Annotated in this window: 26 protein-coding genes and 1 pseudogene; 11 read left to right on the plus strand and 16 right to left on the minus strand. The window is 45.8% G+C overall.

The window, feature by feature from the left end; translation table 11 throughout:
- Positions 1-65: 65 nt before the first annotated feature.
- Complete coding sequence (locus AB4154_RS15245; protein ID WP_372123454.1) at positions 66-947, minus strand: LysR substrate-binding domain-containing protein; 882 nt, start codon at positions 945-947, stop codon at positions 66-68.
- 281 nt (positions 948-1228) lie between these two features.
- Between AB4154_RS15245 and AB4154_RS15250 the strand changes: the two genes are divergently transcribed.
- Entirely contained in the window at positions 1229-2416 is a 1188-nt protein-coding gene (locus AB4154_RS15250) for an MFS transporter (protein WP_017062388.1), read from the plus strand.
- An 88-nt stretch (positions 2417-2504) separates the two neighbouring features.
- On the opposite strand, the gene AB4154_RS15255 is transcribed toward AB4154_RS15250, so the two are convergent.
- From AB4154_RS15255 to AB4154_RS15275, 5 genes are all read right to left on the minus strand, one after another.
- Positions 2505-3065, minus strand: coding sequence for a sugar O-acetyltransferase (locus AB4154_RS15255; protein ID WP_017059468.1), 561 nt, complete (start codon positions 3063-3065; stop codon positions 2505-2507).
- A gap of 202 nt (positions 3066-3267) precedes the next feature.
- Entirely contained in the window at positions 3268-4266 is a 999-nt protein-coding gene (locus AB4154_RS15260; RefSeq protein WP_017059467.1) for a LacI family DNA-binding transcriptional regulator, read from the minus strand.
- A 99-nt stretch (positions 4267-4365) separates the two neighbouring features.
- Positions 4366-5805, minus strand: a complete 1440-nt coding sequence (locus AB4154_RS15265) for a 6-phospho-beta-glucosidase (RefSeq protein ID WP_372123458.1) — start codon at positions 5803-5805, stop codon at positions 4366-4368.
- 169 nt (positions 5806-5974) lie between these two features.
- On the minus strand, positions 5975-6499 hold the full coding sequence (locus tag AB4154_RS15270; RefSeq protein ID WP_029236398.1) for a hypothetical protein: 525 nt from the start codon (positions 6497-6499) through the stop codon (positions 5975-5977).
- A 51-nt stretch (positions 6500-6550) separates the two neighbouring features.
- Positions 6551-6940 (minus strand): VOC family protein, encoded by a 390-nt coding sequence (locus tag AB4154_RS15275; RefSeq protein ID WP_017064032.1) that lies wholly within the window; start codon positions 6938-6940, stop codon positions 6551-6553.
- Positions 6941-7137: 197 nt separating this feature from the next.
- On the opposite strand from AB4154_RS15275, the gene AB4154_RS15280 reads away from it, so the two are divergent.
- The gene (locus tag AB4154_RS15280; protein WP_372123460.1) at positions 7138-8037 is read left to right on the plus strand and encodes a DMT family transporter; all 900 of its coding nucleotides are present in this window, start codon (positions 7138-7140) and stop codon (positions 8035-8037) included.
- On the opposite strand, the gene AB4154_RS15285 is transcribed toward AB4154_RS15280, so the two are convergent.
- Complete coding sequence (locus AB4154_RS15285) at positions 8034-8936, minus strand: LysR family transcriptional regulator (protein ID WP_017059462.1); 903 nt, start codon at positions 8934-8936, stop codon at positions 8034-8036. The genes AB4154_RS15280 and AB4154_RS15285 overlap by 4 nt on opposite strands.
- Before the next feature lie 188 nt (positions 8937-9124).
- Between AB4154_RS15285 and AB4154_RS15290 the strand changes: the two genes are divergently transcribed.
- The gene (locus AB4154_RS15290) at positions 9125-11197 is read left to right on the plus strand and encodes an alkyl/aryl-sulfatase (protein ID WP_372123461.1); all 2073 of its coding nucleotides are present in this window, start codon (positions 9125-9127) and stop codon (positions 11195-11197) included.
- Between the two features lie 127 nt (positions 11198-11324).
- Here AB4154_RS15290 and AB4154_RS15295 read toward each other — a convergent pair whose 3' ends face one another.
- Positions 11325-12239 carry a LysR family transcriptional regulator gene (locus AB4154_RS15295; RefSeq protein WP_372123464.1) on the minus strand — a complete coding sequence of 305 codons (915 nt, stop codon included), beginning with the start codon at positions 12237-12239 and terminating at the stop codon, positions 11325-11327.
- 9 nt (positions 12240-12248) lie between these two features.
- Positions 12249-13622, minus strand: a complete 1374-nt coding sequence (locus tag AB4154_RS15300) for an MATE family efflux transporter (RefSeq protein ID WP_372123465.1) — start codon at positions 13620-13622, stop codon at positions 12249-12251.
- A gap of 327 nt (positions 13623-13949) precedes the next feature.
- Here AB4154_RS15300 and AB4154_RS15305 point away from each other — a divergent pair, with 327 nt between their 5' ends.
- From AB4154_RS15305 to AB4154_RS15315, 3 genes are all read left to right on the plus strand, one after another.
- Positions 13950-14795, plus strand: coding sequence for an enoyl-CoA hydratase/isomerase family protein (locus AB4154_RS15305; protein ID WP_048609935.1), 846 nt, complete (start codon positions 13950-13952; stop codon positions 14793-14795).
- Positions 14796-15005: 210 nt separating this feature from the next.
- The gene (locus tag AB4154_RS15310; protein WP_017067571.1) at positions 15006-15827 is read left to right on the plus strand and encodes an SDR family NAD(P)-dependent oxidoreductase; all 822 of its coding nucleotides are present in this window, start codon (positions 15006-15008) and stop codon (positions 15825-15827) included.
- A gap of 205 nt (positions 15828-16032) precedes the next feature.
- Positions 16033-16908: a radical SAM protein gene (locus tag AB4154_RS15315; protein WP_017059456.1), complete on the plus strand. Its 876-nt coding sequence runs from the start codon at positions 16033-16035 to the stop codon at positions 16906-16908.
- 90 nt (positions 16909-16998) lie between these two features.
- Here the strand turns inward: AB4154_RS15315 and AB4154_RS15320 are convergent, their stop codons facing one another.
- The 3 genes from AB4154_RS15320 to ascF form a co-directional block, all read right to left on the minus strand.
- The gene (locus AB4154_RS15320; protein ID WP_065583747.1) at positions 16999-17616 is read right to left on the minus strand and encodes a bifunctional 4-hydroxy-2-oxoglutarate aldolase/2-dehydro-3-deoxy-phosphogluconate aldolase; all 618 of its coding nucleotides are present in this window, start codon (positions 17614-17616) and stop codon (positions 16999-17001) included.
- A 31-nt stretch (positions 17617-17647) separates the two neighbouring features.
- Positions 17648-19078 carry a 6-phospho-beta-glucosidase gene (gene ascB, locus AB4154_RS15325; RefSeq protein ID WP_372123467.1) on the minus strand — a complete coding sequence of 477 codons (1431 nt, stop codon included), beginning with the start codon at positions 19076-19078 and terminating at the stop codon, positions 17648-17650.
- A gap of 71 nt (positions 19079-19149) precedes the next feature.
- Positions 19150-20628, minus strand: coding sequence for a PTS cellobiose/arbutin/salicin transporter subunit IIBC (gene ascF, locus AB4154_RS15330; protein WP_017064040.1), 1479 nt, complete (start codon positions 20626-20628; stop codon positions 19150-19152).
- Positions 20629-20870: 242 nt separating this feature from the next.
- Here ascF and AB4154_RS15335 point away from each other — a divergent pair, with 242 nt between their 5' ends.
- Positions 20871-21395 carry a gluconokinase gene (locus AB4154_RS15335; RefSeq protein WP_017059452.1) on the plus strand — a complete coding sequence of 175 codons (525 nt, stop codon included), beginning with the start codon at positions 20871-20873 and terminating at the stop codon, positions 21393-21395.
- Positions 21392-23188 carry a phosphogluconate dehydratase gene (gene edd / locus AB4154_RS15340; protein WP_372123469.1) on the plus strand — a complete coding sequence of 599 codons (1797 nt, stop codon included), beginning with the start codon at positions 21392-21394 and terminating at the stop codon, positions 23186-23188. The genes AB4154_RS15335 and edd overlap by 4 nt, the downstream gene beginning before the upstream one ends.
- A 73-nt stretch (positions 23189-23261) precedes the next feature.
- Here the strand turns inward: edd and AB4154_RS15345 are convergent, their stop codons facing one another.
- Both AB4154_RS15345 and AB4154_RS15350 read right to left on the minus strand, forming a co-directional pair.
- Positions 23262-24269, minus strand: coding sequence for a LacI family DNA-binding transcriptional regulator (locus tag AB4154_RS15345; protein ID WP_017059450.1), 1008 nt, complete (start codon positions 24267-24269; stop codon positions 23262-23264).
- 105 nt (positions 24270-24374) lie between these two features.
- The gene (locus AB4154_RS15350; RefSeq protein WP_372123470.1) at positions 24375-25076 is read right to left on the minus strand and encodes a biotin/lipoate A/B protein ligase family protein; all 702 of its coding nucleotides are present in this window, start codon (positions 25074-25076) and stop codon (positions 24375-24377) included.
- A gap of 185 nt (positions 25077-25261) precedes the next feature.
- Between AB4154_RS15350 and AB4154_RS15355 the strand changes: the two genes are divergently transcribed.
- Together AB4154_RS15355 and AB4154_RS15360 are read left to right on the plus strand one after the other, a co-directional pair.
- The gene (locus AB4154_RS15355; RefSeq protein WP_017059448.1) at positions 25262-25546 is read left to right on the plus strand and encodes a hypothetical protein; all 285 of its coding nucleotides are present in this window, start codon (positions 25262-25264) and stop codon (positions 25544-25546) included.
- Complete coding sequence (locus AB4154_RS15360; protein ID WP_017059447.1) at positions 25543-25821, plus strand: type II toxin-antitoxin system mRNA interferase toxin, RelE/StbE family; 279 nt, start codon at positions 25543-25545, stop codon at positions 25819-25821. The genes AB4154_RS15355 and AB4154_RS15360 overlap by 4 nt, the downstream gene beginning before the upstream one ends.
- A gap of 150 nt (positions 25822-25971) precedes the next feature.
- Here the strand turns inward: AB4154_RS15360 and AB4154_RS15365 are convergent, their stop codons facing one another.
- Together AB4154_RS15365 and AB4154_RS15370 are read right to left on the minus strand one after the other, a co-directional pair.
- Entirely contained in the window at positions 25972-26259 is a 288-nt protein-coding gene (locus AB4154_RS15365) for a type II toxin-antitoxin system RelE/ParE family toxin (protein WP_017064044.1), read from the minus strand.
- Positions 26256-26537 (minus strand): type II toxin-antitoxin system Phd/YefM family antitoxin, encoded by a 282-nt coding sequence (locus AB4154_RS15370; protein ID WP_011080399.1) that lies wholly within the window; start codon positions 26535-26537, stop codon positions 26256-26258. The genes AB4154_RS15365 and AB4154_RS15370 overlap by 4 nt, the downstream gene beginning before the upstream one ends.
- Before the next feature lie 153 nt (positions 26538-26690).
- Here AB4154_RS15370 and AB4154_RS15375 point away from each other — a divergent pair.
- A pseudogene (locus tag AB4154_RS15375) lies at positions 26691-26897 on the plus strand (IS110 family transposase); the annotation flags it as partial.

Here is a 26897-nt window from a genome sequence, read left to right on the forward strand (position 1 = left end):
TTTGGAAGCCCCGCTGCACGTCAGCGGGGCTTTTTCATTTATGCGGATATCGTCAGCTGCCTTAGTTAGAGCTTCAAACGGGGCTGAATAAAGTCGATAAACGCCGAGATACGTTTAGAGACCGATGACGACTTGTAGTAAACCGCATTCACTCGCTCTCGGTCTGTGTTGGCAAGTTTGTCTTGTTCCAGAATAGGGATTAGGCGACCCGCAGCCATATCTTCCTGCACCATAAACCCCGATAAACAAGCAATCCCATTTCCAGCTAAGACTAGTTGACGCACGGTTTCACCATTACTGGCTGTCACAGTAGGCGCGACATCACTTTGGTTTGGTAAAAGCCAATGGTTAAGCACTTTGTTACCCGCAAACCCCACAATTTGATGCGAACTCAAATCTTCAGGTTTGGTGGGCAGCCCACGCTTAGCGAGATAACCAGGTGACGCCACAATATGGAGTAAGCTTTTACCTAACGGTCGAGCGTGCAGTGTTGAATCGGACAGCTTACCGATTCGAATCGCAACATCAGTTCTCTTTTCGAGAAGATCAACGAAGCCTTCGTTGGAAGTGAGTTCCAACTCAATGTCTGGGTAAGCCTCTTTGAATGACTGCACCAACGGCACTAGCTGATGGAATACGAATGGACTGGCGGCATCGACTCTTAAACGACCTTTTGGCAACTCTCCGCGCGACACGATTTCTTCTTCCGCGCTCTGAATCATCTGTAATCCCACCCTGACTGAATCGACAAACTGCCGCCCTTCCTCCGTCAATTCCACGCGTCTCGTTGTTCGGTTGAATATTGAGACGCCGAGTTGCGACTCAACCTTACTCACCGAACGAGATACCTTGGCGACCTGCACATCCAGCGCCTCTGCCGCCGCAGAAAAACCACCAGCATCGACAACGGTGAGTACCATTTCTAAATCATCTGAACGGGTTAACATAAGGCTCCTTCGCTATCTTCATTTTGTTTAATGTCATCTCGCTTGTGCTCATCACAGCTCAAATCATCTGTGTCTTTTCGATCTCATCAGCTTAATCCAATGATCGGTTAACTCTCCAATTATTGCAAATAACACAAAGGTTATTTGTTAATAGCGTCATTTATCACAAATATATATTGCTAGATAATCCTCGCCATCAAACGAAGCGCTCCTATTGCAGTCACAAGCTGCCCCATTTTATCGCGCTCGGTATTTAACAAAGAACAGTAAGAGAGATGATTATGCCATTAGCATTACTTGCATTGACGCTCAGCGCCTTTGCCATCGGAACCACAGAATTTGTCATCGTAGGCTTGATTCCTACCATGGCGAGCGACTTGAATGTATCTCTGCCATCGGCAGGCCTATTAGTCAGTTTATACGCGCTTGGCGTTGCTATTGGCGCACCAGTATTAACGGCATTAACCGGAAAGTGGAATCGTAAAGCGGTATTGCTAACCGTGATGGCATTGTTTGTCATTGGTAACTTATTGGCGTGGCAAGCTCCAGGCTATAACACGCTGATCGCCGCACGAATTTTGACTGGCCTTGCCCATGGTGTGTTCTTCTCGATCGGATCGACCATCGCGACAGGTTTGGTTTCAAAAGATAAAGCAGCCAGTGCCATTGCGATCATGTTTACGGGTTTAACGGTTGCATTGGTAACTGGAGTACCACTGGGCACTTATATCGGCCAAACCTTTGGATGGCAAGCGACCTTCTTGATCGTTGCTCTGCTTGGCCTTATTGCTCTTATCGGTAGTGCTATCTTGGTTCCAAGCAACCTTAAGCAACCACCTGCGGCGAAGATTTCGGCACAACTAAAGGTTCTAACTCAACCACGCTTACTGTTGGTTTACGCTATCACAGCACTAGGTTATGGCGGTACGTTCACAGCGTTTACGTTCCTTGCTCCAATACTGGAAAATGTATCAGGGTTTGATTCGAGCTCTATCAGTCTCATCATGTTGGTTTACGGTGTGTCAGTGGCGGTAGGTAACATCTGGGGCGGAAAAATGGCCGACAAGATGGGCCCGATTAAAGCGTTGACCGTTATCTTCTCTGGTTTAGCCGCAGTACTGGTGGTATTCAACTTTACCGCAGTAAACCCTTACGCAGCTGTTGCTACCATTTTGGTTTGGGGTGCATTCGCATTCGGTAACGTTCCGGGGCTACAAGTGTATGTTGTGAAACTGGCTGAGAAATACACACCAGACGCAGTCGATGTCGCTTCTGGGTTGAACATTGCCGCCTTCAACGTCGGTATTGCATTGGGCTCATGGGGCGGTGGTTTGATTGTCGCGAAATCTGGATTAATGAACACCCCTTGGGTAGGTGCTGTGATCGTTCTGATCGCTCTTGTTCTGACTCGATTCAGTGGTGCGTTAGATAAGAAGCAAGCACAACAAGCTGTTCCATCTAGCATCTAGCATCTAGCATCTAGCATCTAGCATCTAGCAAGAATAGAAAAAACAAAGCCCGAACCTAGGTTCGGGCTTTATCAATTCAATCTGATTATTACTCGTTATCGATCGCTTTCAGCACTTTACATGGATTACCGACTGCAACCACATTGGCTGGGATGTCTTTGGTTACGACACTGCCCGCGCCAATCACGCTGTTTTCGCCAATGGTGACACCGGGGCAGATAATTACACCACCGCCAAGCCAAACATTGTTGCCAACATTAATCGGTGTGCCAAACTCAACGCCTTCTTCTACACGGCCTTTCACATCGAGTGGGTGACCTGCAGTCAGGATTTGAACGTTCGGACCAAGCAGCACATTATCGCCAATAGTCACTTCAGCCACATCCAAAATCACGCAGTTAAAGTTAGCGTAGAAGTTCTTGCCTAGCTTGATGTTCGAGCCGTAGTCACAACGAAATGGAGGTTCTAAATGTGCATTTTCACAGCCCGGAATCAGCTCTTGCGTTGCTGCTTCCCATTCGGGTGTGTCAGGAATACTGTTATTGAGTTTTTGAAGCACCTTGCGACATTCGATACGAGCTGCATAAAGCTCTTTATCCCAAGCCTGATAAGGTTCACCTGCTAGCATTTTTTGTTTTTCTGTTTTCACGTTACTTACCTGTTCTCACATCAATTAGCTATTTTCATATTACTTATCTAGCTTCACATTACTTAACTAATGGTGGTCAATTCATCGACCAAAAACGCAATATCGCACATCTAAATAACAGTGAATAAGGAGTGTTTGAGCTTGGTTTAAGAGATGCGCAGCTCGTCACTTTTTGTAGGTAAAATATGAAATTCGAACAGTGCTAATTTAGCTTCGCTATCGAATCACGTAACACCAAACTACCAGTGGTATTGATGGTGGTCGCTTGCTCTGTTTCACCGACAATTTGCAGGATCGCCTTTTGCGTCATTTGCTCTAATGGCACACTCACAGACGTTAAGCTTGGCGTTAAAAACGCCCCCACTTTGCTGTTATCAAAGCCGACGATCGAAACATCTTGAGGCAATGAGTACCCAAGTTCGGTTAACGCCTTAATCGCACCAATCGCCATATCATCGTTTTCAGACAAGATAGCAGTGAATGTGGTTCTGCTTTTTGCCAAAGCCTGAGCCGCGTGATAACCGCTCTCCATCGTCCAATCACCTTGAACAACGTTGGACTCATCCAATGCAACACCATGTTTAGTTAACACATCTTGATAGGCTTGGTAACGCAGCTCATCGGTCGAAGAACCGGCTTTACCACGAATCACTGCAATGTCTGTATGGCCTTGCTCGATGATGTGTTCAACCATCAAACAAGCACTCTGATAATGGTCGGTGGTAATAGCATGATTGGGCTTCGACGGCATTTCACGGTTGAGTACCAGAATCGGAGTGTCGGTGCTGTCGATGATCTTTGCAATCTCACATTCGGTTAAGCATTGCGGATAGAGGATGATGCCCGCGCACTTCATATCCAGCAGGAAGTTGATCGCCTTTATTTCGTCTTCAGCGCTGTGTTTGCCATCGGTGATCACCAGTTGGTGATTCGACTTTTCGCTATAAGAAGCCGCGTGATACATCAAGGAAGAGAAGTAAGGGCCATTGAACAACTCATTGGTGATAACAAAGCCGATGAAGTTGGTCTTCTTGGTCGCCAATTGCTGAGCCAACAAGTTCGGTCGATAACCTGTTTCTTGAATCGCATCAAATACCTTTTTCACCACATCTGGGCGCACGATGTTCTTGCCATTTAAGACACGAGAAACGGTCGATTTAGATACGCCTGCGCGGTTTGCGACATCAAGCATGGTTACCATTCGCTTTTTTTCCTTTATAAAAAATTAGCCGACATAGGCCGACTAATTCATTGCAAAATGACAGCTCACAGTTCACATAACTGCGCTGGGGAATGCATTCTAAATAGTGGCACCGTTAGATGCAATCACACCTTTATACCATTCGAAAGACTTCTTGCGCTTGCGTTCTAGTGAGCCAGATTGATCGTTGTGCTTATCTACGTAAATGAATCCGTAGCGTTTTTTCATCTCGCCCGTGGTGAACGAAACTAAATCGATACAGCCCCAAGGGGTATAGCCCATCAAATCAACACCATCAATCGAAACGGCTTTTTTCATCTCTTTGATGTGGTCGCCAAGGTAAGCAATGCGGTAATCGTCATTAATGCTGCCATCTTCTTCAATGGTATCAACCGCGCCAAAACCGTTCTCAACGATGAACAATGGCACTTCATAACGTTCATACAGAGACGCTAAACAGAAACGCAAACCCGTTGGATCAATTGGCCAGCCCCAATCGCTAGACTGGATGAACGGGTTATCGACCGAGTTTTCGTGACCGCCGTCCATCGCTTCTTCAGTCGACTGATGCGAAGAAGAATCCAAGGTATTCGACATGTAGTAGCTAAAGCCTAAGTAATCGGCCTTACCTTCTTTTAGGATCTGCTCATCTTCTGGCTGCATCTCAATGTTGAAGCCTTTGATCGCCCAGTCACGCTTAGCGTAATTTGGGTAATGACCACGAACCATCACATCTGAGAAGAAGTAACGATCACGCATCGCTTGCTGTACCACCATGATATCTTCTGGCTTTGAAGAACGAGGGTAGAAAGGCACCATCGCACACATTGCGCCGATTTGAAGATCTGGGTTAATCTCGTGACCTTTCTTAACCACCAACGCACTGGCAACAAACTGGTGGTGAACCGCTTGATACATAGCTTCTTGCGGCTTTTCGCATTGTGGAAACTTCACACCAGAGCACAACCAACCGAAAATATCCGCTGAGGTATTCATCTGGTTGTTGATCTCGTTAAACGTCATCCAGTATTTCACTTTGTGTTGGTATCGCTCCATCACTGAAGTTGAATACTTAACGAAGAAGTCGATCACTTTTCGGTTCATCCAGCCACCATATTCGTTAGCTAGATGGTAAGGCATTTCAAAGTGGCTCAGTGTTACCACAGGCTGAATGTCGTATTTCAACAGCTCGTCAAACAGATCATCGTAAAACGCTAATCCCGCTTCACACGGTTCAGCTTCATCGCCATTTGGGAAGATACGCGTCCACGCGATACTGGTACGGAAACACTTAAAGCCCATCTCAGCGAATAACTTAATGTCTTCTTTGTAGCGATGGTAGAAATCCACTGCGACTTGGTTAGGATAGTTTTCGCCATCAATCACGCCATCGGTGATTCGACGTTGTACACCATGAGCGCCCGCTGTTAATACATCAACAACACTGACACCTTTACCATTCGCATCCCAGCCGCCTTCTAGTTGATGCGCTGCTACTGCACCGCCCCATAAAAAATCGTTCGAAAATTCGTTGTTCATACCATTACTCACTACAAGTTATTCGTGAAAAAGATCAGAATTTGAGCTGCAATTACAACTCTGAAATCGATTTCAATAAAAGCAAAGATACAGATTGAAACCGGTTTCAGCAACAGTTAAAAGATCTTTTTTGATCGATCTAAAGACTAATCAACAGTCAGCATTACGATCAATGCTGTTCAAAATACTGATCATGCAGTGATTTGCCAGATTGGTCTTGAGTGCCAGGGTAGAACTGAACGAGTGTCTGATCGGCTAGTGTGAGGTGAATCCAACCCTCTTTGACTTTCAGCCAATTGGTACCGTTGGTCTCATAGACGGCAGGAAACTTGCCCCAGCCAGACTCTGATACCTGCAGCTCTTGAAATAGGTTAATCGGGGCTAGCTTATTGCTGTCGAAGTTTGCGTCGGCATAGACAGATAAAGGCTCGATGGCATCGTTTGGCTTAAACGTATAACAGCTCACAGAGGCTGAAGTGCGATCAAACCACTGGTAAGGTTGTGCACCGATTAAATCGTAGACCGTGCAATCATTGAATTGAATCGCCCACTCTTGGTGAGCTTTAAAACCGAGGTAACCTATGGGTTGTGATGGTTCAAGCTTTGAGTCCGCCTCCTGCTCATACACCGGTTCTGAGGTAGCACATCCCATAAGCCCAAGACTAAAAAGGAAAGTCACAGCAAGCTTCATCATTGTCATACCTCAGTTCCGTTAGTAGATGAGTAACTCAATTAAGTCTCTACATTAAACGGTAAGTTCCAAACGATTACCATCCGGATCGAGTACACAGCTCTCATAATAGCCATCGCCTGTTCTTCTTGGGCCATCTAAGCGCTCATAGCCGTCTTCGACCAAGTGTTGAGTCAGTTGATCGACCGCCTGTTCCGAACCTAATGATATCGCCATGTGAATGAAGCCTGTGAACTGGTCATAGATGTCGTCTTTCGATTCAGGGACAGAGTCCATTTCCATAATCTCTAAACGACTTCCCGTATCAAACGAGAGGAAGTATGAAGAAAACCCTTTAGTTGGGTTGTGATATTTTGAGTTCAATGTCGCGCCGAAATAATCTTCATAAAATCGCTTCAGTACTTCGAGTTGTTTGGTCCAAATTGCGATGTGTTCAATCTTCATTTTGTTTGCCTAAGTTTGATGTCTAACACTAGATTACTCATCAAATAAGGAACAATAAACAGAACGAAATTCATCGAAATTGTTCCTGATTAACGGGCTCGATTTTATGTCCATAACTGCACAGTATTGGCATCTATGTTTGTGTAATAGTTATCTTTCCTCCATAGTCAGGTTTTACACAATCTGAGATTCAAACTGTGAGCTTTTTAAAACTGATACTACTTGCGGCTATATGGGGAGGCTCGTTTCTTTTCATGAGAATGGCCGCCAATCCATTAGGGCCCGCAGTCTTAATTGAAGCGCGAGTTCTGTTTGCAGCACTTACTCTGCTTTTAGTTTCTTTCTATTTAAAAAAGAAGCTCTCTTTTCATGATCACGCAAAACACTTCTTCATTCTCGGCCTGTTTAACACCACACTTCCTTTTTTGCTTTTCGCTTATGCCGCGCAGACACTTAACGCCTCGACACTCGCCATCTTGAACTCTACCGCGCCAATATGGGCGGCAATCATTGGTGCAATATGGACCAAAACAGCACTCGAGGCGAAAGTTCTATTGGGACTTGGGATTGGGGTAACAGGAGTTGGCGTGTTAGTCGGTTGGGATGCGATGAACATTGGCCGTGAGGCTATGCTTCCTATCTTTGCAGCAGTGATGGCGGCCTTTAGCTACGGAATAGCGTCAAACTATACCAAACAAGCCCCTAAAGTTGAGGCATTCAACAATGCTCATGGCAGCATGTGGACTGCGGTATTGCTGGTTTTGCCGTTTGTATTCTTTATTCCGATGAGAGAAACACCCGACGTTACGATCACTACATCGGTTGTCTTATTAGGCGCGGTATGTACTGGGTTAGCGTATCTACTTTACTTCAATCTCGTCTCTGAACTCGGCGCACCTTCAGCCCTGTCCGTGACCTTCATCATTCCGGTATTTGGTATTCTATGGGGTAACTTATTCTTAGATGAAGCAATTGGCATCAATACGATTGTTGGTTCAATTCTGGTTATCACCGGCACCATGTGGGTGACAGGAATGACGCCTTCTAAGATGATAGAGAGCGCCAAACAGAAACGAGCAGCAAGAGCGGCTCGTTAATCAGCCATATATTGCTGAATCTTGTTTCTCAGCCACTGATGAGCAGGGTTCAAATCGGTTCTTTTATGCCAAATCATGTATTGCTGCATAGGTAAGATTTCAAACGGCTGATCAAGGACTTGAAGCTGGAAGGATTCGGAAAATTGATTGGCAAAATCACGCGATGTACTGCCGACACAATCTGAGCCCGATACCAGCACACACATGGTCATCAGCGAGTCACACTCGGCACTCACTTTTCTCTGTTTCAGTGGCGACTTGGTAAAATAATCTGCCGTGTATAAACGGGTTCGACGCATTCTAAAAGTAACATGCTTTTCGTTGTAATATTGCTCTTGCGTCACAGAGCCATTGATTCTCGGATGCCCCTTTCGAGCTATCAGCACCAACTCATCTTCAATCATCGGCTGCTTCATGTAGCCGTTAACTTGCGGGTAATGGATATCAATCGCTAAATCAGCTTGTTGCATGCTCAAGCCTTGCAATAATTCTTCTTCGTTGTTCGGCACCATATTGAATTCAATCGAGATATTGCCCAACGTCTCATCTTGCTCGACGAGAGGTTGAAGCTTGGTTAATCCAATCTCATTCACCAGGATACGAAACACATGATGCTGCTGATTATCAAATGTCTTTAAAGTGCTTACTGCGCTGCTTATCCCTTCTAGAGCAGGCTCTACTCGGTCTGCCAATTGCACCGCAGCGTTAGTCGGAATAATCCCACGCCCTTCACGAATAAACAGGTCGGTATCAAGCTGAGATTGCAATCGCTTCAATGCCCCGCTAACCCCAGGCTGAGTCATACCAAGCGATTCTGATGCAAGCGTGATCGACTTTAATCGATACACTTCTAAGAACACGCTCAATAGATTTAAATCCAACTTTTCCACGTCGCTCACCGTTACTCTCCCTGTCAATGTGGTCTTAATCAATCATAGGTCAGGATTCGCCTTCGTTCCCCAACCATTGCATGACTCAATACATAGCCAATCGTGATGTATTAAATAAAGCTTACTTTATTTTTTGCTATATGTCTTATTCCTATAATCGCCTCAACGAAACAAAATTCTGAAATGAAGAGGCTCTTATGACGACTTCACGCACGTTCAAAAATGCATCACTGTTCCTAGCTATCTCGCTCGCATTCCCTGCAGTTGCAGCTAACCATGACCACGCACACTTCAGCGAAATTGGCGACCAAGGTGGCAAAAGCGCAACCGAGATGACGACTAAGGCAAACCAAGAGTTCGCAAAAACACTTAACTTTGCCGACACTCGCGCTTTCGACAATAACAACAAGGGTCTTATTGCTAGCTTCGACCAAGAGACGGGCGACATCATTCGCAATAGCTTTAACTTTATCGACCCAAGTGTGACGAATGCAGACCAAGCACCAGATTCAGTAAACCCTTCACTGTGGCGCCAAGCGGTATTGAACCAAGCAGCAGAAGGCTTATATGAAGTTGTTCCGGGTAAAGTTTACCAAGTTCGAGGTGCTGACTTAGCGTCTATCTCTTTCATTCGTAGTGACAACGGTTGGATCGCTTACGACGTTCTTCTTACCAAAGAAGCGGCCGCTAAATCACTCAAATTCTTCAAGAGCAATGTGCCTGATGGCGGCGAACTGCCCGTCGTTGCTATGATTTACTCTCACTCGCACGCTGATCACTTTGGTGGCGCAAGAGCAATCAAAGACGCATACCCAGATGTAAAAGTGTACGGTTCGAAAAACATTACTAAAGAGATCGTCGACGAAAACGTATTGGCGGGTAATGCAATGTCTCGTCGTACCGCTTATCAGTATGGTGCAACCCTGAACCGACACGAGCACGGTATTGTTGATGCTGCACTGTCGAAAGGCCTATCAACCGGTAGCATTACTTACGTACTGCCAGACTACGAGCTGAACCATAACGAAGAGATTGAAACTCTGGTTATCGACGGCCTAGAAATGCAATTCATGGATGCTTCAGGTACCGAAGCGGCCTCTGAAATGGTGACATATATTCCAAGCATGAAAGCACTTTGGACTGGCGAACTGACCTACCAAGGCATGCACAACCTGTACACGCTGCGTGGCGCTAAAGTACGTGACGGCTTGAAATGGTCTAAGAAGATCAACGAGATGTTAATCACTTGGGGTGAAGAAACAGAGGTGTTGTTTGCGTCTCACTCATCGCCAACCTGGGGCGAACAAGAGATCTCTGATTACCTAAAAATGCAGCGTGACGCTTACGGTTTTACTCATAACCAAACGCTTCGCTTAGCCAATAACGGCGTGGTTCTGCAAGACATCGGTGACGAGATTTACAAGGTAATGCCAGACAGCATTCAACAGTCTTGGCACACCAACGGTTACCACGGTACTTACTCTCACAACGCTCGCGCGGTGTACAACATGTATCTTGGTTACTTCGACATGAACCCAGCTAACCTAAACCCATTACCAATCGAGCCAGAATCAGTGAAGTTTGTTGAGTACATGGGCGGCAGCGATGCTGTGATTGAGAAAGCACAACAAGACTTCCAAGAAGGTGAATACCGCTTCGTTGCAACAGCACTGAATAAGGTGATTCAAGCTGAGCCAGAGAACAAAGTTGCACGTGGCTTATTGGCAGATACTTACGAGCAATTGGGTTATCAATCAGAAGGTGCAGGTTGGAGAAACATCTACCTAACCGGCGCTCAAGAGCTTCGCATTGGCACACAACCGGGCGCACCAAAGACTGCATCTCCGGATGTGTTAGCGAACATGACGATTGAAAACCTACTCGATTACTTAGCCGTAAAAGTGGATTCGCTAAAAGCACAAGAAACACCATTTACATTGAATATTCAGTTGCCTGATGTAAAAGAGTTCTACTACGTTGAGATGTCTAACGGCAACCTGAACAACATCCAAGTATCAGAGCTGCAAGATGCGGATACGACACTGATCATCAATAAGTCTGACGTGTCTGACATCGTGCTTAAGAAAACAAGCCTTGGAAAACTGTTAGAAGACGGACAAGCAGGCGTGAAAGGTGATAAGACATCACTTAACAAACTGCTGTCTTCACTGACAGAAGCTGACACCTCTTTTGAGATTGTACCGCGCCCAAGTAAAGGCGAAGAAGTTGACGCAGAGCTATACCAAGATTCAGCGGTACACGCTCATTAAACGCCGGATACACTAAATAAAAACAACAGCAGTTAGCTAGAAAAACGTTCTATAAAGAACATAAAAACAAGCCCCTCCCTTTTGGTTGGGGCTTTCTTATTTGTTCTCAATATATGCTTCTGAATCGCTATTGAGTTTGCCCGTTTACGTCGCAATCCCAATAAGAAGGTGAACCATAATATTGAACAAAGTAATCGATAAATACGCGCACCTTTGGTGCAAGTAACTGAGCACTCGGGTATACCGCCCAGATAGCCGCCTCATCCTTTAAAGGGTAATCCGGCAACACCTCAACCAGCGAACCTTCCGCGAGCTGCTTGTATGCTATCCAACTCGCGCACATGGCAATGCCCAGCCCATCGACACACACATCCCTTACCGCTTCACCGTGATCAACACGGATAGCACCTTTTTTCTTGATGGTGACATCGCCTTCTGGCGTATCGAACGTCCAACCTTCTAAGCCGGTTTGATTGATGCATTGATGTTGCTTGAGGTCTTCTGGTGTTCTCGGATGACCATGACCCGCCAAATATTCTGGCGATGCACACAAAATACGTTTATCAGTAGAGAGCTTACGAGCGATCAGGCTTGAGTTTTGTAGCTCCGCATTACGAATCGCCACATCAAAGCCACCATCGACCAGATCGACGATTGAATCACTGAGTGAAATGTCCACCGACAGATCTGGATACTTAGCCAAAAACCCTTTCAGAGCAGGCATAACATGCATGCGACCAAACGAAGAAGGTGCAGATATTCGCAACACCCCTTTTGGTAATTCATTACCGGTTCCGACAGAGGCCACACCCGCTTCGACACTCAAAAGGATTTGCTTGGCATGAGGAAGAAATGCCATGCCTTCTTCAGTCAGGGAGACCTTCCGCGTGGTGCGATGCACAAGACGAGCACCTAGGCTCTCTTCGAGCTTTCCGATATGAATACTGGCTACCGGAGGTGACAACCCAAGCTCTTGTCCTGCTTGACTTATATTGTGCGTAGACGCGAGTCGCACAAACAATTTTAGATGTTCAATGTTCATCAATAATGGCTAGCCTGCGCTGAGTACACGCTGCTTATTGGCCGCAGCGGCACGGGGAATAATGTGAGTTTTAATATAGGCATTAAGCTTAAACCATGCAAAAGCGCCTGCTAAAACATTGGCGACGGTCGCAGCAATAACCGCATTGATCATGTCTCCGGTTATAGAGCCGAGCCATAACGCTGGAATGTAGAAAACAAACAAGCGTAGGAAAGAGACATTCAAAGCTTTACGCGGCACACCCAAGGCATTAAACACCGACGCAACCAACATGCAAAGCCCAAGCGGCCCATAGCTGAACGGTATAAATAACAAGGTCACTTCAAACCAGCTGCGTATGCTTTGTTCTTCCGAGATCACAGGAATAATCCAGCCACTAAACAGCGCCAACAATGCTGCCATCGCAGTGTGGAAAACCAATAAGAACTTCGCAGTTGTATTCAATAGCTCAGGGATTTTGCATCGCTGCTGCGCCCCTAGGTAACGCCCAATCATAGGTGGTATGGACATCGTCAGAGCAAGAGAAAACACCAGCATAAAACTTTCAACACGAGCGAGTAAGCTCCAAAAAGCCATCTCATCAGTTCCGATTCTCGCAATCAAAAGCATTGAGAAGAATGCGCTGACCGCAGGTAATATCTGATTCGCAGTAGTTGGCATTACCGTCTTGAATAACTCAAAACTGTAGCCTTTGATTTGGGTGCTGCACGCGCCATTGAAGCCAAACCAACCTTTACCGCGAGACTTGATTAGCATGTAGATTGCGCCTAATGCGTAGCCAATGCTCGATGCGATCGCCGCCCCTGCAATGCCCATATCCAATCCAAAGATCAAAATAGGGTCGAGAATTAAGTTAATCACACTGGCAGCCAAGAACATGCTGCCGGTTGTTTTAGTATCGCCATTGGCACGATAAACGCAGGTGGCCAGATAAAGCACCGCCACCATCAATGCACTAAACAGCCACAGCGGCCAGTACACATTAAAAATCGACAGCATGGATTGGTATTGAGCTTCGGAGACATCATTCACAAACGACGCAAAAACAGTATCGCTAAAAACAATCAGCCCTATGCAGATCAAAGCAATCACCAAGACACCAAACCCGACCGACAACGTCGCAATTGAAGTAGATTTACGTTGCTCTTTTGCCCCTACCGCTTGAGAAATAATGGACGTTGCCGCGACACCGATGCCCACTTGAACACCGGTAAACGCCGCTTGGAATGGCAAGGTGATACCGTGAACCGCCAACTCATTCACCCCTAGCTGACCGATAAAGATCGAATCGACCAATTGCACCATCATGATCGCAAACACACCCAGCGTCAGTGGCAGTGTTTTCTCAATAATGGTTTTCAAAGTCGCGGATCTCATCTGCATAGGTCGGTTTACTCTTGTCTGTACTTTGGGGCTAATTACCTAGTTGAGCAGTATACGAAGCTAAATGAAAAGGATAAGAGCACCAAACAAGGAATGAGTTTTTAGATTTCGTTGACAATCGAATCAGCAAGATACCTTCAACGTTAAAATACACAACTAAGGCATTGAATAAATTGAAATTACAAAACTCGCCAACACTCTTAATAATTCGTTAATAGTGTTTCGTTTAATGGTTAATTGTTGGCTCGAACATTCCTCGCTAGCCTGAATTTAGGTCGCATTCACACTGAATAGGCTGAAATGAAATCTCTCAGAAGGAATATGGAAATGGCATATCAAGGTTATACAACGTTTAAAGCTCAAGCCGAGGATGGGATTCTTACCGTCACTTTTGACTTCGGTACTGTGAATGTTCAAGGGCAAGAGATGCTTGCCGACCTCAATGGTTTAGCAATGAGACTAGAGCGCGATCGTGACATCAAAGTCGTGGTATTTCAGTCAGCAAACCCTGAAGTTTGGGTCTGTCACTACGACACCAATCTATTAAAAGACATGTCGACAGAAGCCGTTTCTCGTGAAGAAGCGAAGTTGCTCGACCTACAAGTGGTGCTCGAAAGAATCAGCAAACTGCCACAGGCCACCATTGCCAAGCTTGAAGGCTTCGCTCGAGGTGGAGGCCACGAATTTGCACTGGCATGTGACATGCGATTCGCGGCTCGTGGTAAATACAAATTCATGCAAATGGAAGTTGGCATGGGCATTCTTCCTTGTGGTGGCGGCGCATCACGTATGGCACGCCAAGTCGGCTTAGGTCGCGCACTCGAAATCGTCTTGAGTGCACGAGACTTTGATGCTGACGAAGCCGAAGCATACGGCACCATCAACAAGGCACTAGAACCGGATGAAATTGGCGAATACGTCGATACTCTTGCCAAACGAATCGCTCAATTCCCTGCCGAATCGATCAATGCATGTAAGCAAGCGGTGTACGAATCTATCGATAAACCGATCGACGAAGCACTCAAAGCAGAGGCCTACTGGTTGTATCAAGCCACCAGCAAAACACCTGCGGTTAAGCGCTTCCAAATTGCCGATGAGCAAGGCCTAGAGCACGATATGGAAAACCAACGTAACTGGGAAACTCTGGTTATGAACGTTCAAGACATCAAATAACTCGGTCACTTCTCTTAATTTGGGTCAGCCACAAACTGACCCATAGTCTTACTTAATGGTTAAACGCCAACGGTTACCCACCAAGTGTTAAAATGGTCATTATTTGCCCCATAGACTCACATTTGAGTCTTCAGCTTGTGAGCCAAATGCAACTATGTGTCATTAATCTTTGTTATAAAGTTGTTCAAACTATTTTTTGAAGGACGGAACATGCAAAAAATAATTCTGATCACAGGGGCCACGGATGGCATTGGTTTAGAGACCGCAAAAGCACTGACGCAGCAAGGGCACCATGTTCTGATTCATGGCCGCAACCCAGCTAAGGTCAATAAAGTCGTGACCGCTCTGTCTCGCCTGTCTAAGAATGCAATCATCGAAAGCTACATCGCAGACCTATCGACGCTCTCTGAAGTTGAGGCGCTCGCAACCCAAATCAAAAGCGATCACAAACGTCTCGATATACTCATTAACAACGCAGGTGTGTATAAAGTTTCGGACATCACCACTCCAGACAATCTTGATGTGCGTTTTGTCGTAAACACCATTGCGCCGTATCTACTGACACAAAAGCTGCTTCCTCTTTTTGATGCGACAGGTCGTATCGTCAACCTATCTTCAGCAGCCCAAGCACCCGTAGATCTAGATGCATTAATCAGTCCGAATGCGGGCGAACTAGATGGTCCGGTTTACGCGCAAAGTAAGCTCGCACTAACGATGTGGTCCATTGAATTAGCCAATACTCTTTTAGACAAAGGCACCGCAATTATCCCTGTAAACCCAGCCTCTTTCCTTGGCAGTAAATTAGTAAAAGATGCTTATGGCGTTGATGGTAACGACCTTGCGATTGGTGCCGATATTCTTTGTCGTGCTGCGCTCAGTGATGAGTTTGCCAACGCTTCTGGTCAATATTTTGATAATGATTCTGGGTTGTTCAAAGACCCGCACGCCGACGCATTAGACAACACTAAGAACCACAAGCTGGTGACAGTGCTTGATCAATTGCTCGAAGAAAAGTTGTGCGTTGCGCACTGATCATTCATCAGTAAAAAAACGACTACTAACACTCCCCCAACAATCCAAGCCGCAGTTCTATCCATACAGACAAAGAACTGCGCGCTCTTTCGATTATTAAAATTTCTTTAATACTGATTCCCCGCTTTGCCCAATTATCACCCAAGATGCAGATTGCTAAACTTGCCCTCGTCGAAACAACACAGGCTACGGCCGAGGAGCATTTATGCGTTTTGAAGGTAAAGTTTATCGTCCTTGGATGGAAGCAGAGAGCGTACTCATCCAGACAACATTGGGGTGCAGTAATAACCAATGTACCTTCTGCACGATGTTTGATGATAAGCGTTTCAAAGTAAGAGATATCAAAGACATCTTTGAAGATATTGACGCGGCGAGAAAGATCTACCCGCATGTTGAATCTATCTTTTTGGTCGATGGTAATGTGATGGCGATTAGAACCGAGATGCTGATTTCGATTCTGGATTACATCAAGATCACCTTCCCAGAGATCAAGAACATTTCTCTGTATTCGGGGTTCAATGACTTCCGTCGTAAGAGCTTGTCTGAATTAAAAGAGATTAAGTCGGCAGGTTTAAGCATGGCCTATTCTGGCTTGGAGTCCGGTGACCCAATTGTGCTTGAACGCATTCAAAAGCGCATGACGCGTGAGCATGCAATTGAAGGTATGAACCTAGCCCGTGAAGCAGACATCAAGGTGCTGGCTTCATTTATCTTTGGCCTTGGCGGCAAAGAGCGTTCTATAGAGCATGCGATTAATACCACCAGCTTGCTGAACATCATGCAGCCGGATGCGATTGCACCAATGGCTTTAGCCGTTCAACCGGGATCGGTATTGGAAAAAGAAGTAAACCGTGGCGAGTTTGTTTTACCAACGCCATTGCAGATTCTGGAAGAAGAAAAATACTTGCTCGAAAACCTAGAAGATTTCGATTGCTACTACTGGGGTGACCACGGCAATAACATCTCACCAATGCGTGGCATGTTGCCTCAGGCTCGTAAGCCGTTTCTTGATAAGATAAATCAAGACATCGCGCATAACCCAATCACTAAGCAAAACGTCATTAAAACCTTTGCTTGGTAACGAGTAACCTCTACATCGTTTGAAGCAGCCACAAAAAGGGCCAGTGTCAGCTGGCCCTTTCATTTTCTAGCTATGTATCTCTCTATCGAACTATCTGGAGCCGACCGCTCGGACTAATTCTGCGATTCCATCCCAATCACCCTTGTCCATTTTGTCTGTCGGTACCATCCAAGTTCCACCGCAGGCAACGACTGATTTCAGTGCTAAGTAAGACTCAACGTTCGCTGGGCTTACACCGCCTGTAGGCATAAAGTTAACCGGGTAAACAGCCGTCAACGCTTTCAACATTGCGACACCGCCAGATGGCTCGGCAGGGAAGAACTTTAGTGTCTTAAGCCCCATTTCCATTGCTTGTTCAACCAAGCTTGGGTTACTCACTCCAGGAACAATCGTAACCCCTCTTTGCTGACAGTATTTGACTGTGGTTGGATTCAAACCTGGGCTGACAATGAAATCAACACCCGCATTAATGGCAGTATCCACCTGCTCTGTAGTCAGCACAGTACCTGCGCCAATCAGTAACTCAGGGTAAGCTTCACGCATCAAACGAATCGACTCTGCTGCCGCTTCTGTACGAAATGTCACTTCAGCACAAGGCAAGCCATTTTCAACCAGTACTTTCGCAAGCGGCACAGCCTGAGCAACGTCATTAATGGCGATCACCGGAACGATGCGAATATCTCTGAGTCGCTGTTCAATTGTTTTCATTGTTCATTTCTCTCATTATCAAACAGACAAATTAAGCCAAGTCGCTGCCGTTGCTTGCGATCACTTTTTTGTACCAGTGGAATGACTTTTTAGGAATACGATTTAACGTACCATTGCCTAGGTTGTCTCTGTCCACGTAGATAAACCCATAGCGCTTGCTCATCTCTCCGGTCGACGCCGCAACAAGATCGATACAACCCCAAGGTGTGTAACCCATCAATGGTACACCGTCTTCCATTGCTTCATGCATCGCAACAATGTGCTGACGAAGGTAATCAATGCGGTAATCATCGTTCACTTCTCCATTGTCATCCAAGGTATCACGAGCACCTAAGCCATTTTCTACCAAGAAAAGTGGTTTCTGGTAACGGTCATAGAGTGTGTTCATCGTAATTCGAAGACCTGTAGGGTCAATGACCCAGCCCCAATCACTTGCTGGAAGATGAGGGTTTTTGATGGACTTAACGACGTTCGCTGCACTCATATTTCCTGCATTCATATCAGCGGAAGCACAGCGTGAAGCGTAATAACTGAAAGAAATGAAATCGACAGTATTTTTCAGAATCTCGAAATCTTCATCTTGTGTTTCAAGCACCACACCTTTGTTATCAAACACTTTTTGAGCATAAGATGGGTAGTAACCACGCGATTGAACATCGATAAAGAACAGGTTCTCGCGGTCTTTTTCCATAGCCATCAGCACATCTTCTGGCTTACATGAATATGGATAGAAGTTACCGCCCGCCAGCATACAACCCACTTGGTTTTGCTCATCAACTTCATGGGCAATCTTGGTTACCAAAGCGCTTGCTACTAGCTCATGGTGAGCTGCTTGGTACTTCACTTGATCGTGATTTTCGCCTTCCTGAAACAACAATCCAGCACCAGAAAACGGGCTCGCTAGTAAAATATTGATTTCGTTGAAAGTTAACCAGTATTTCACCAAGCCTTTGTAGTTTTCGAAACAGGTTCTCGCGTAACGGCTAAAGAACTCAATCATCTTACGATTACGCCACGAACCATACTCGTTGACCAAGTGCATAGGCACATCGAAATGGCACAAGGTAACGAGCGGCTCAATACCGTATTTCTTACACTCTTCAAAAACATCACGGTAAAAATCTAAGCCAGCTTGGTTCGGCTCTAGCTCGTCACCTTTTGGAAAGATTCGGCTCCAAGCGATGGATACGCGGAAGACTTTAAATCCCATCTCTGCCAGCAAGGCGATGTCTTCTTTGTAACGGTGATAAAAGTCTATCGCGTTATGGCTTGGGTAGAACTCGTCTTCGCTGAGCGTCACCTTATCAACCTGACCAAGCTTAATTGGCATGCGGTTCTCACCATAAGGGATCATATCTACGGTTGTTAGGCCTTTACCACCCGCTAAGTGAGCGCCTTCAGACTGGTTTGCAGCAATAGCGCCGCCCCATAAGAAATCTTCGGGAAATTGAATGTTTGACATCGAGTACCTCGGAAACAATAAAAGTCACCTTACGCTGAAGTAAGGTGACTGAATAAATTAATCAATTCTAATTAAGACGCGGACACTACTGTCGGCTTGTCTTCTGCCTTACCAGCTTCTTTGTTTGCTGACTCTGAAGTTGCTTTCTCATCGGCATCATCTTCTGGAACATCTTCAAAGCCTAAAACTAGGGTTAGAACAAATGACAGAACAATAGACAATGCGATCAGACCGAACACCCAAACGATACTCATTGGGTCATTCACATCGAAGAACTGAACACTCGTAAACAAGCTTGGTGCTGCCATCGAGTGACTCGCAAGGCCACCCATGCCCGCTAATGCACCTACGATAAAACCAGTAATCATTGTTGCGATAAGTGGACGTTTCAGACGAACAAGCACGCCGTACAATGCAGGCTCAGAGATACCGGCGAAGATAGCTGAAGCACCTGCGGCTAATGATGTCTGCTTTAGTGCGCTGTTTTTGGTTTTGTAAGCAACAGCCAGACACGCACCACCCATACCGAGGTTGGCACCGATTTCTGAAGGCATAACCATACCTTCACGACCCGTCTCAGCAATGGTTTGAATAATCGTTGGAGTAAATACACGGTGCATACCAGTAAGAACAAGTAGAGGCCACAGTGCGCCCATGATAGCAACCGACAACCAACCTAATGTGTCATGAATTGTGTAAACAAGCGCTGAAAGTGCAGTACCAACCCAAATACCAAATGGACCGATAAGTACGATAGCAACCGGAGCTGCAATCAATACGATAAGCATAGGTTTCAGGAAGTTTTTAGTCACAGCAGGGGTAATGCTATCTACCCAACGTTCTATGTAAGAAAGAGCCCAAGTCATCACAAGTACAGGAATAACCGTGTAGGTGTATTTCACTGACGTGATTGGGATACCGAAGAAATCAACGTGCTTGCCTTCTGCTGCTTGCGCCATCAATTCCATAAAGTTCGGGTGGATTAAGACACCGGCAATCGCAATGGAAAGAGACATATTGGTCTTGAATTTGATCGATGCGGAAGCGGCAACCATAACCGGTAGGAAGAAGAAGGCGCCATCGCCAATCGCTTTCAAGATAATCAAGGTAGGTGCATTTGGCTCAACCCAGCCCAGCATCTCAAGTACCATGGCGAGCAGTTTGACCATTGAAGCGCCAATGATTGCTGGGATAAGAGGCGACATGGTACCAACCAGTGCGTCCAACATTTTCGCACCAATTGACTTAGCCGTTAGCTTCTCTTTTTTAGCAGGAACCTCTGACTCAGATACAGTGGATAGCTCACAAAGCGCCATCACTTCTTTGTATGCATACGATACCTCGTTACCAATGATAACTTGTACTTTGTCTCCATTATCAACAACACCCATCACACCTTTCAGTGCTTTTAGCTTGTTAATATCGACGCCATCTTGGCTGTGTAAAACGAATCGTAGTCGAGTCATACAGTGTGTTAGGGCAGCCACATTTGTCTTGCCCCCAAGATGCTCAACAACAGATTTCGCAATTGCGCGGTAATCGTTGGCCATTTTATCCCCCAAAGATCTCTTTCCAGTGATTTTTAAACGCGAATATAGTGAGATGTGACTAATTTTCCGTCAGTAGGATGCAAAAACAATCACAATTGTTGTGAATTGTTGTTTTGTGTCCTTCATCACACTTCCTTAAGTTACCGGTAACATGTTACCGGTAACGCTTATAAGATAAAGCCATATTTACAAGCGATGTTCAAAATTGAGATCACGCGCAAATTTGTTAAGAGGATTGAGTTATGGCTGGTAGTAGTGTCATCGTCATGGGTGTCAGTGCTTGTGGGAAAAGCACGATAGGCGAGCAGTTGGCAAAAAAACTTGGGCGTAAGTTCATTGATGGTGACGACCTTCATCCTCGAGCAAACATTCAAAAAATGGCGTCAGGCCAACCTCTTAATGATGATGATCGCATTCCATGGCTGGAACGCGTTCGTGATGCAGCGTACAGCCTAGAAAGTAAAAATGAGCACGGCATTATTGTGTGTTCTGCGTTGAAGAAGAAGTACCGCGACCAAATTCGCGAAGGGAACAAAAACCTCACCTTTCTCTTTTTAGATGGCAACATTGACCTGATCTTGCATCGAATGCGTCAGCGCCAAGGCCACTTCATGAAAGAGAACATGATTAAAAGCCAGTTCGAAACATTAGAAAGACCCGATCACGAGCCAGATACGGTTGTCATCAGCATTGATGGCGATATTGATGACGTTGTGGACTGTGCTGCGATTGTGCTTTCAATGACTGATGAGGCAGAAACAGCATGACCCTTCCAACCATCCAAGCGGTGACTCAACGATTAATTGAACGAAGCAAAGAGACTCATGAAGCGTTTCTAAACCGAACCCAACACCAAGCCTCTGCTGGCAAAGGTGGTAAAGGGCTTTCTTGCGGCAACTTGGCTCATGCTGTCGCAGCTTCTTGCTCCGATGAGAAACGCTCGATTCTTGATCTCACTAAATCCAATGTGGCGTTAATCAGCTCTTACAACGATATGTTAAGCGCTCACCAGCCGTATCAACACTATCCAGATCAGATCAAAAAGGCGTTAGCTAAGTTCGGCCACACCTCTCAAGTAGCGGGCTGTGTTCCCGCGATGTGCGATGGGGTAACTCAAGGCCAACCAGGCATGGATATGTCTTTGTTTTCAAGGGACTTGATTGCTCAATCGACCGCTCTTTCACTGAGTCACAACGTGTTTGATTCAACCCTATTGCTTGGCATTTGCGACAAGATAGCTCCAGGACAACTGATGGGCGCGCTCTCTTTTGCGCATCTACCAACGGCCTTTGTTCCGGCAGGCTTGATGGCAACGGGCATCAGCAATGATGAGAAAGTACACATTCGCCAAGAGTACGCGGCTGGCAAGGTAGGAAAAAGTGCCTTGCTGGACATGGAGTGCAACGCTTATCACTCAGCGGGCACCTGCACTTTTTACGGCACAGCCAATACCAATCAGCTGGTATTTGAAGCGATGGGGCTGATGCTTCCGGGCTCAGCGTTTATTCACCCTGACTCTGAATTGCGCGCATCACTCACTCAGCATGCCGCCATTGAAATTGCTTCAATGACACCACAAGCCGCAAACTTCCGCCCGCTTTCTGAAGTCTTTACCGCTAAAAGCTTAATCAATGGCATTGTTGCCCTACTCGCATCAGGTGGCAGCACTAACCACAGCATTCACATGGTCGCAGTAGCACGCGCAGCAGGATTTATTCTGACTTGGCAAGACATCAGCGATCTATCCGATGTGGTGCCTTTACTTGCTCGAGTTTATCCCAACGGCCCAGCAGATATGAATGCGTTCCAAGCGGCAGGAGGAGTTCCCGCGCTGTTACGCCGTTTAGATCAAGCCAACTTACTGCACCGAGATGTCACACCTACCTTTGGCTCGTTTGAAGATCAAATGAGTATTCCAGAGCTTGAAAATGGAAAGCTAACGTGGAAAAAGTGCAAACAGTCGGCAGATGCAGAGGTAATTGCAGGCCAAGAACAGGTATTCCAAAGCACAGGCGGAACGCGAGTCCTTTCAGGGAACCTTGGCAACGCAGTGATTAAAGTGTCAGCGGTTGCAGAAGAGCAACGTGTAATAGAAGCACCTGCGGTAGTTTTTGATTGCCAACATAAGGTAGAAGCTGCGTATCAACGAGGTGAGCTCAACAAAGATTGCATTGTTGTGGTGATAAATAATGGACCAGCTGCGAACGGTATGCCTGAACTGCATAAGCTCATGCCGATTCTAGGTAATGTTCAGAAACAAGGGTTTAAAGTGGCTCTGGTTACTGATGGGCGCCTTTCTGGAGCCTCAGGAAAGATCCCATCCGCGATTCATGTCTCACCAGAGGCTATTCGAGGAGGAACTATTGGGCTTGTTTGCGAAGGCGATATCCTGCGCTTAGATTGCGCGAGTGGCGAACTCAATAACCTCAACGACATGCAATCTCGCCAAGCGAAGGTATTTGAGGCAGACGCCAACCAGCAAACCATGGGGCGCAACCTATTTAGCGTGATGCGCCAAAGCGTTTCGAGTGCAGAACGAGGGGCGAGTTTTATCGTCTAGCTGTGTCATTACTTAAATGTAAAAGCAAAAGGGGCATCATTTCGATGCCCCTTTCAGTTTCCACGATACTTGGTTAAACGCTTTCGCCATCAGTGATGCGATAGCCCATATCCACTACCGTTTCCGTAACTGGCTCACCTTTCAATCGGGCAAGCAGTAGCTCGGCACTTTTCTTACCTATTTCATAACGTGGCGTATCCACGCTAGTCAGTTTTGGGCGTATGGTTTGACCAATATCTAACGCGTTATAGCCCACCACAGATAGCTGTTGCGGCACTTGGATTCCACGTTGCTGGGCAATGAGCAAGGTACCTATCGCGATGTCATCATTGGTGCAGAACACGCCATCTAGATCTGGGTAATCCGCAAGAGCGCGATCAAGCAGATCTTCAGCCAAAGAGAAGTTAGAGTGCTGTTCAGTCAACACGTGTTTAGGCTCTAATCCAGCCTCATACATCGCTTTGTCATAGCCTTGCAAACGCAACTTGGTTCGCGCATCCAATCGAGCGCCAAAGTAAGCAATAGAGCGTTTACCAGCTTCAATCATTCGCTTCACGACATGGTAAGAAGCATCAATATGGTCCAAGCCAACAACCATATCGATCGGATTGGTTGGGAGTTCCATCGTTTCAACAACAGAAACACCTGAATTCTTGATCATCTGTAACGTGCGGGGGGTGTGGTGGCTTTCCGTCAATATCAACCCATCAACTTGATACGAAAGCAGCGAAGCAATCTTTTCCTCTTCTTCCACAGCATCATAGCTAAAGTGAGCAAGCAACGTCTCGTAGCCATTCTCTTTAGTAACCGTTTCGATACCTTGAACAAACGCGGCAAAGATTTGGTTTGATAACGAAGGGAGCAAGATACCGATCGCTTTACTCGACGATTTAGAGAGCATAGCTGGCGCTTTGTTTTCGATGTATCCCATCTCTTCAATAACCGCTGCAATTTTAACGCGAGTTTTGGCTGCGACTGAATCGGGATTGCGCATGTAACGAGAGACGGTCATCTTTGTGACCCCCACTTTGTCTGCAACATCTTGAAGTGTGGTTCGAGTTTTCTTCTGCTGTTCTGTCATAACTATTTGAACTCTTTATTATGTTACAAGTAACATTATAAAGTTCTCACCGCCTTAAGTTCAACCCATCCGACAAATTAGCATGGCGTTAACGAAAGGTTGGTATCACGCATGCTTGATGAAAGCTTGGCTTAACTGCTGAAAGAGTGAGTCTACGTTGGGTAGAGTTGTCAGATGTGCGGACAACGGAGTATGAACTTGCGCGTCCACCACGGTTGGATTTCCACAAACTTGATAATAAAAATTTACGGGTGCAACGATGTTCTCTAAGTCGACATCCAACAAGGTACAGGCTTGCGAAAGTACGATTTGGCCGCCCCCTTGTTTAAGCAAAACACGCTGCGCCGTGCCCACTATTTTTTGTTTATTGATATTGAGGTTGTAGTCACCATCACAATAAGAACCGGGAGTCGCGTGTACATCCACATCGATGCCCAGTTCTTTAAAAAACAGGGTTAAGACATTGCACAGATGTAGATACGCTTTTTGGATGTTGTAGGCTTCATCACGAGGCCAATGGTAAATGTGCGATAAGTTAATGATCCCCGGCAGTTGGGGAACGGGAGCGCCGCCTGTTTTACGTGAGGTGAGTTGCCAACCTTGTGCCGCGAGTTGTTTTCTAGACTCTACGGTCACAGGCCACTTTTTACCTGCGGGCAAAACAAGTGTCGGCGCTTTTGCTTGCCACAACATTAAGGCTTGCCCAATCTCACCCGCCTGAATTTGCTGCAATAATTCAGCTTCTTTTTCAAACGCACGATCAACATCAATGTGCGGGTAACGTACGAGTTTATTGGTTAACTTCAATGCACTTTCCTCTACAGATTGTGGTGACCTATCATTTAACGTTCTGCAATGGTTGATGAGATATGGGACTATGTGCGATGAAACATAGCACCAAAAGTTAGTTATTGGCGCCATAGTAGCTTGTCAGTTGCCCATCTCAAAGGTGAGTGCTAACATTTGTACACACACCAATAAAGGAATACATCATGGACACTAGAATTCAATTTCGTGTTGATGAAGAAACAAAACGCCTAGCTCAACAGATGGCTGAGAGCCAAGGTCGCACACTGAGTGGTGCTTGCCGTGAGCTTACTGAGCAACTCGCTGAGCAACAAAGACAGACATTATCTCACGATGCATGGCTAACTGAACAAGTAAACCTAGCATTTGAGAAGTTTGACTCAGGAGAATCCGTTTTCGTTGAACACCAAACTGCTAAATCTCGAATGGAAGAACGCAAAGCCAGAATACGTAATCGAGGTAAGCAATGATTTTATGGGAAGAAGAATCACTCAATGATCGTGAAAGGATCTTTGAGTTTATCTATGACTTCAACCCTGATGCGGCAGAAAACGCTGACAACCTCATTGAAACAAAAGTAGAAAACTTGCTTGAGCAGCCTCTAATGGGTGTACAGAGAGACGGCATTCGTGGGCGATTACTTATAATTCCTGAGATTTCAATGATCGTCTCCTATTGGATCGAAGGCGACATTATCCGAATTATGCGCGTACTCCACCAGAAACAAAAGTTCCCAATGGATTGATTACTTCCTCTGGGCAACTAGCCCAATTAAGGGGTGAACAACGCCTCCACCCAAACCTAACGCATTGTGCCATAAACACTTAACTTGAAGTAGGAGCAAAAGTGCCAAGTGTTGTGAATCCATCTTAAATTGCTTGTTATAACACAATTGCTACACGTCACTTTCCGTTAGTATCTGACGACAATTTCGTACTGTGAGGACGCGAATTTCATGGCTAAGGCTATATATGATGCGATAGTGACCAAACAAAATTTCACGGTAATTGGTATGAGGCAGCTCAGGAACCATTCGCCCCATGTCAGGCATACTTGAGAGTAAATCAGTTTTATCAAAAACCTCATTAACCCAGTTTTCTGCCGCCACTGGATTATCCAGTGAAATAAACTCGGCTGCATCACCTAACTTTTGTAATGCTAGTGGTGACCAGACTACTTTCATTTCTTAATGCGCCCCAATACTTGAGCACGAGCGTCTTCATTGGAAACACCTAAACCTGAAGCTAATTGCGCTTCAGCAGTACGCATTTCTTCCAGTAACTCGATCTTCTCTTGCATTGCTTCATATTCTGCAACATCAAGGACAACAGCAACACCTTTACCACGTTGTGTGATTACTAGTGGTCTGCGAGTTTCGTTAATCTGTTTAATAAATGACGTCACGCCAGCACGAAATTCAGACAAAGGCTGAATATCTTGATCAAAATGGATGCGGCTCATGTTGAACTCCCTATGGTACAATTTAATGTACAAATAATAGTTCAAATAGCAATTTTGAGCAATAGCCTGATTTTGTGTTATAACGAATGACATGGATTCCCCCTACCGAGGATCTGCCACACTTATGTGGTACTTAAATGCATCGGAGGCACCATGTCTGATTATTCTTATTTCTGCGGTATAGACCTAGCTAAAAACCACTTTAGTCTTCATGCCGTAGACCAAAATGGTAAGGTCATACTTCATAAGTCAGTAACCCGCTCTAAACTACTGACTACAATAGCAAATATGCCACTCATGCGTATAGGCGTTGAAGCGTATGGTGGTGCACATTATTGGGTAAGAACACTCAATAAACTG

Source organism: Vibrio sp. 10N.286.51.B11 (genome assembly GCF_041469245.1).
In the GTDB taxonomy this organism is placed as follows: domain Bacteria; phylum Pseudomonadota; class Gammaproteobacteria; order Enterobacterales; family Vibrionaceae; genus Vibrio; species Vibrio crassostreae_C.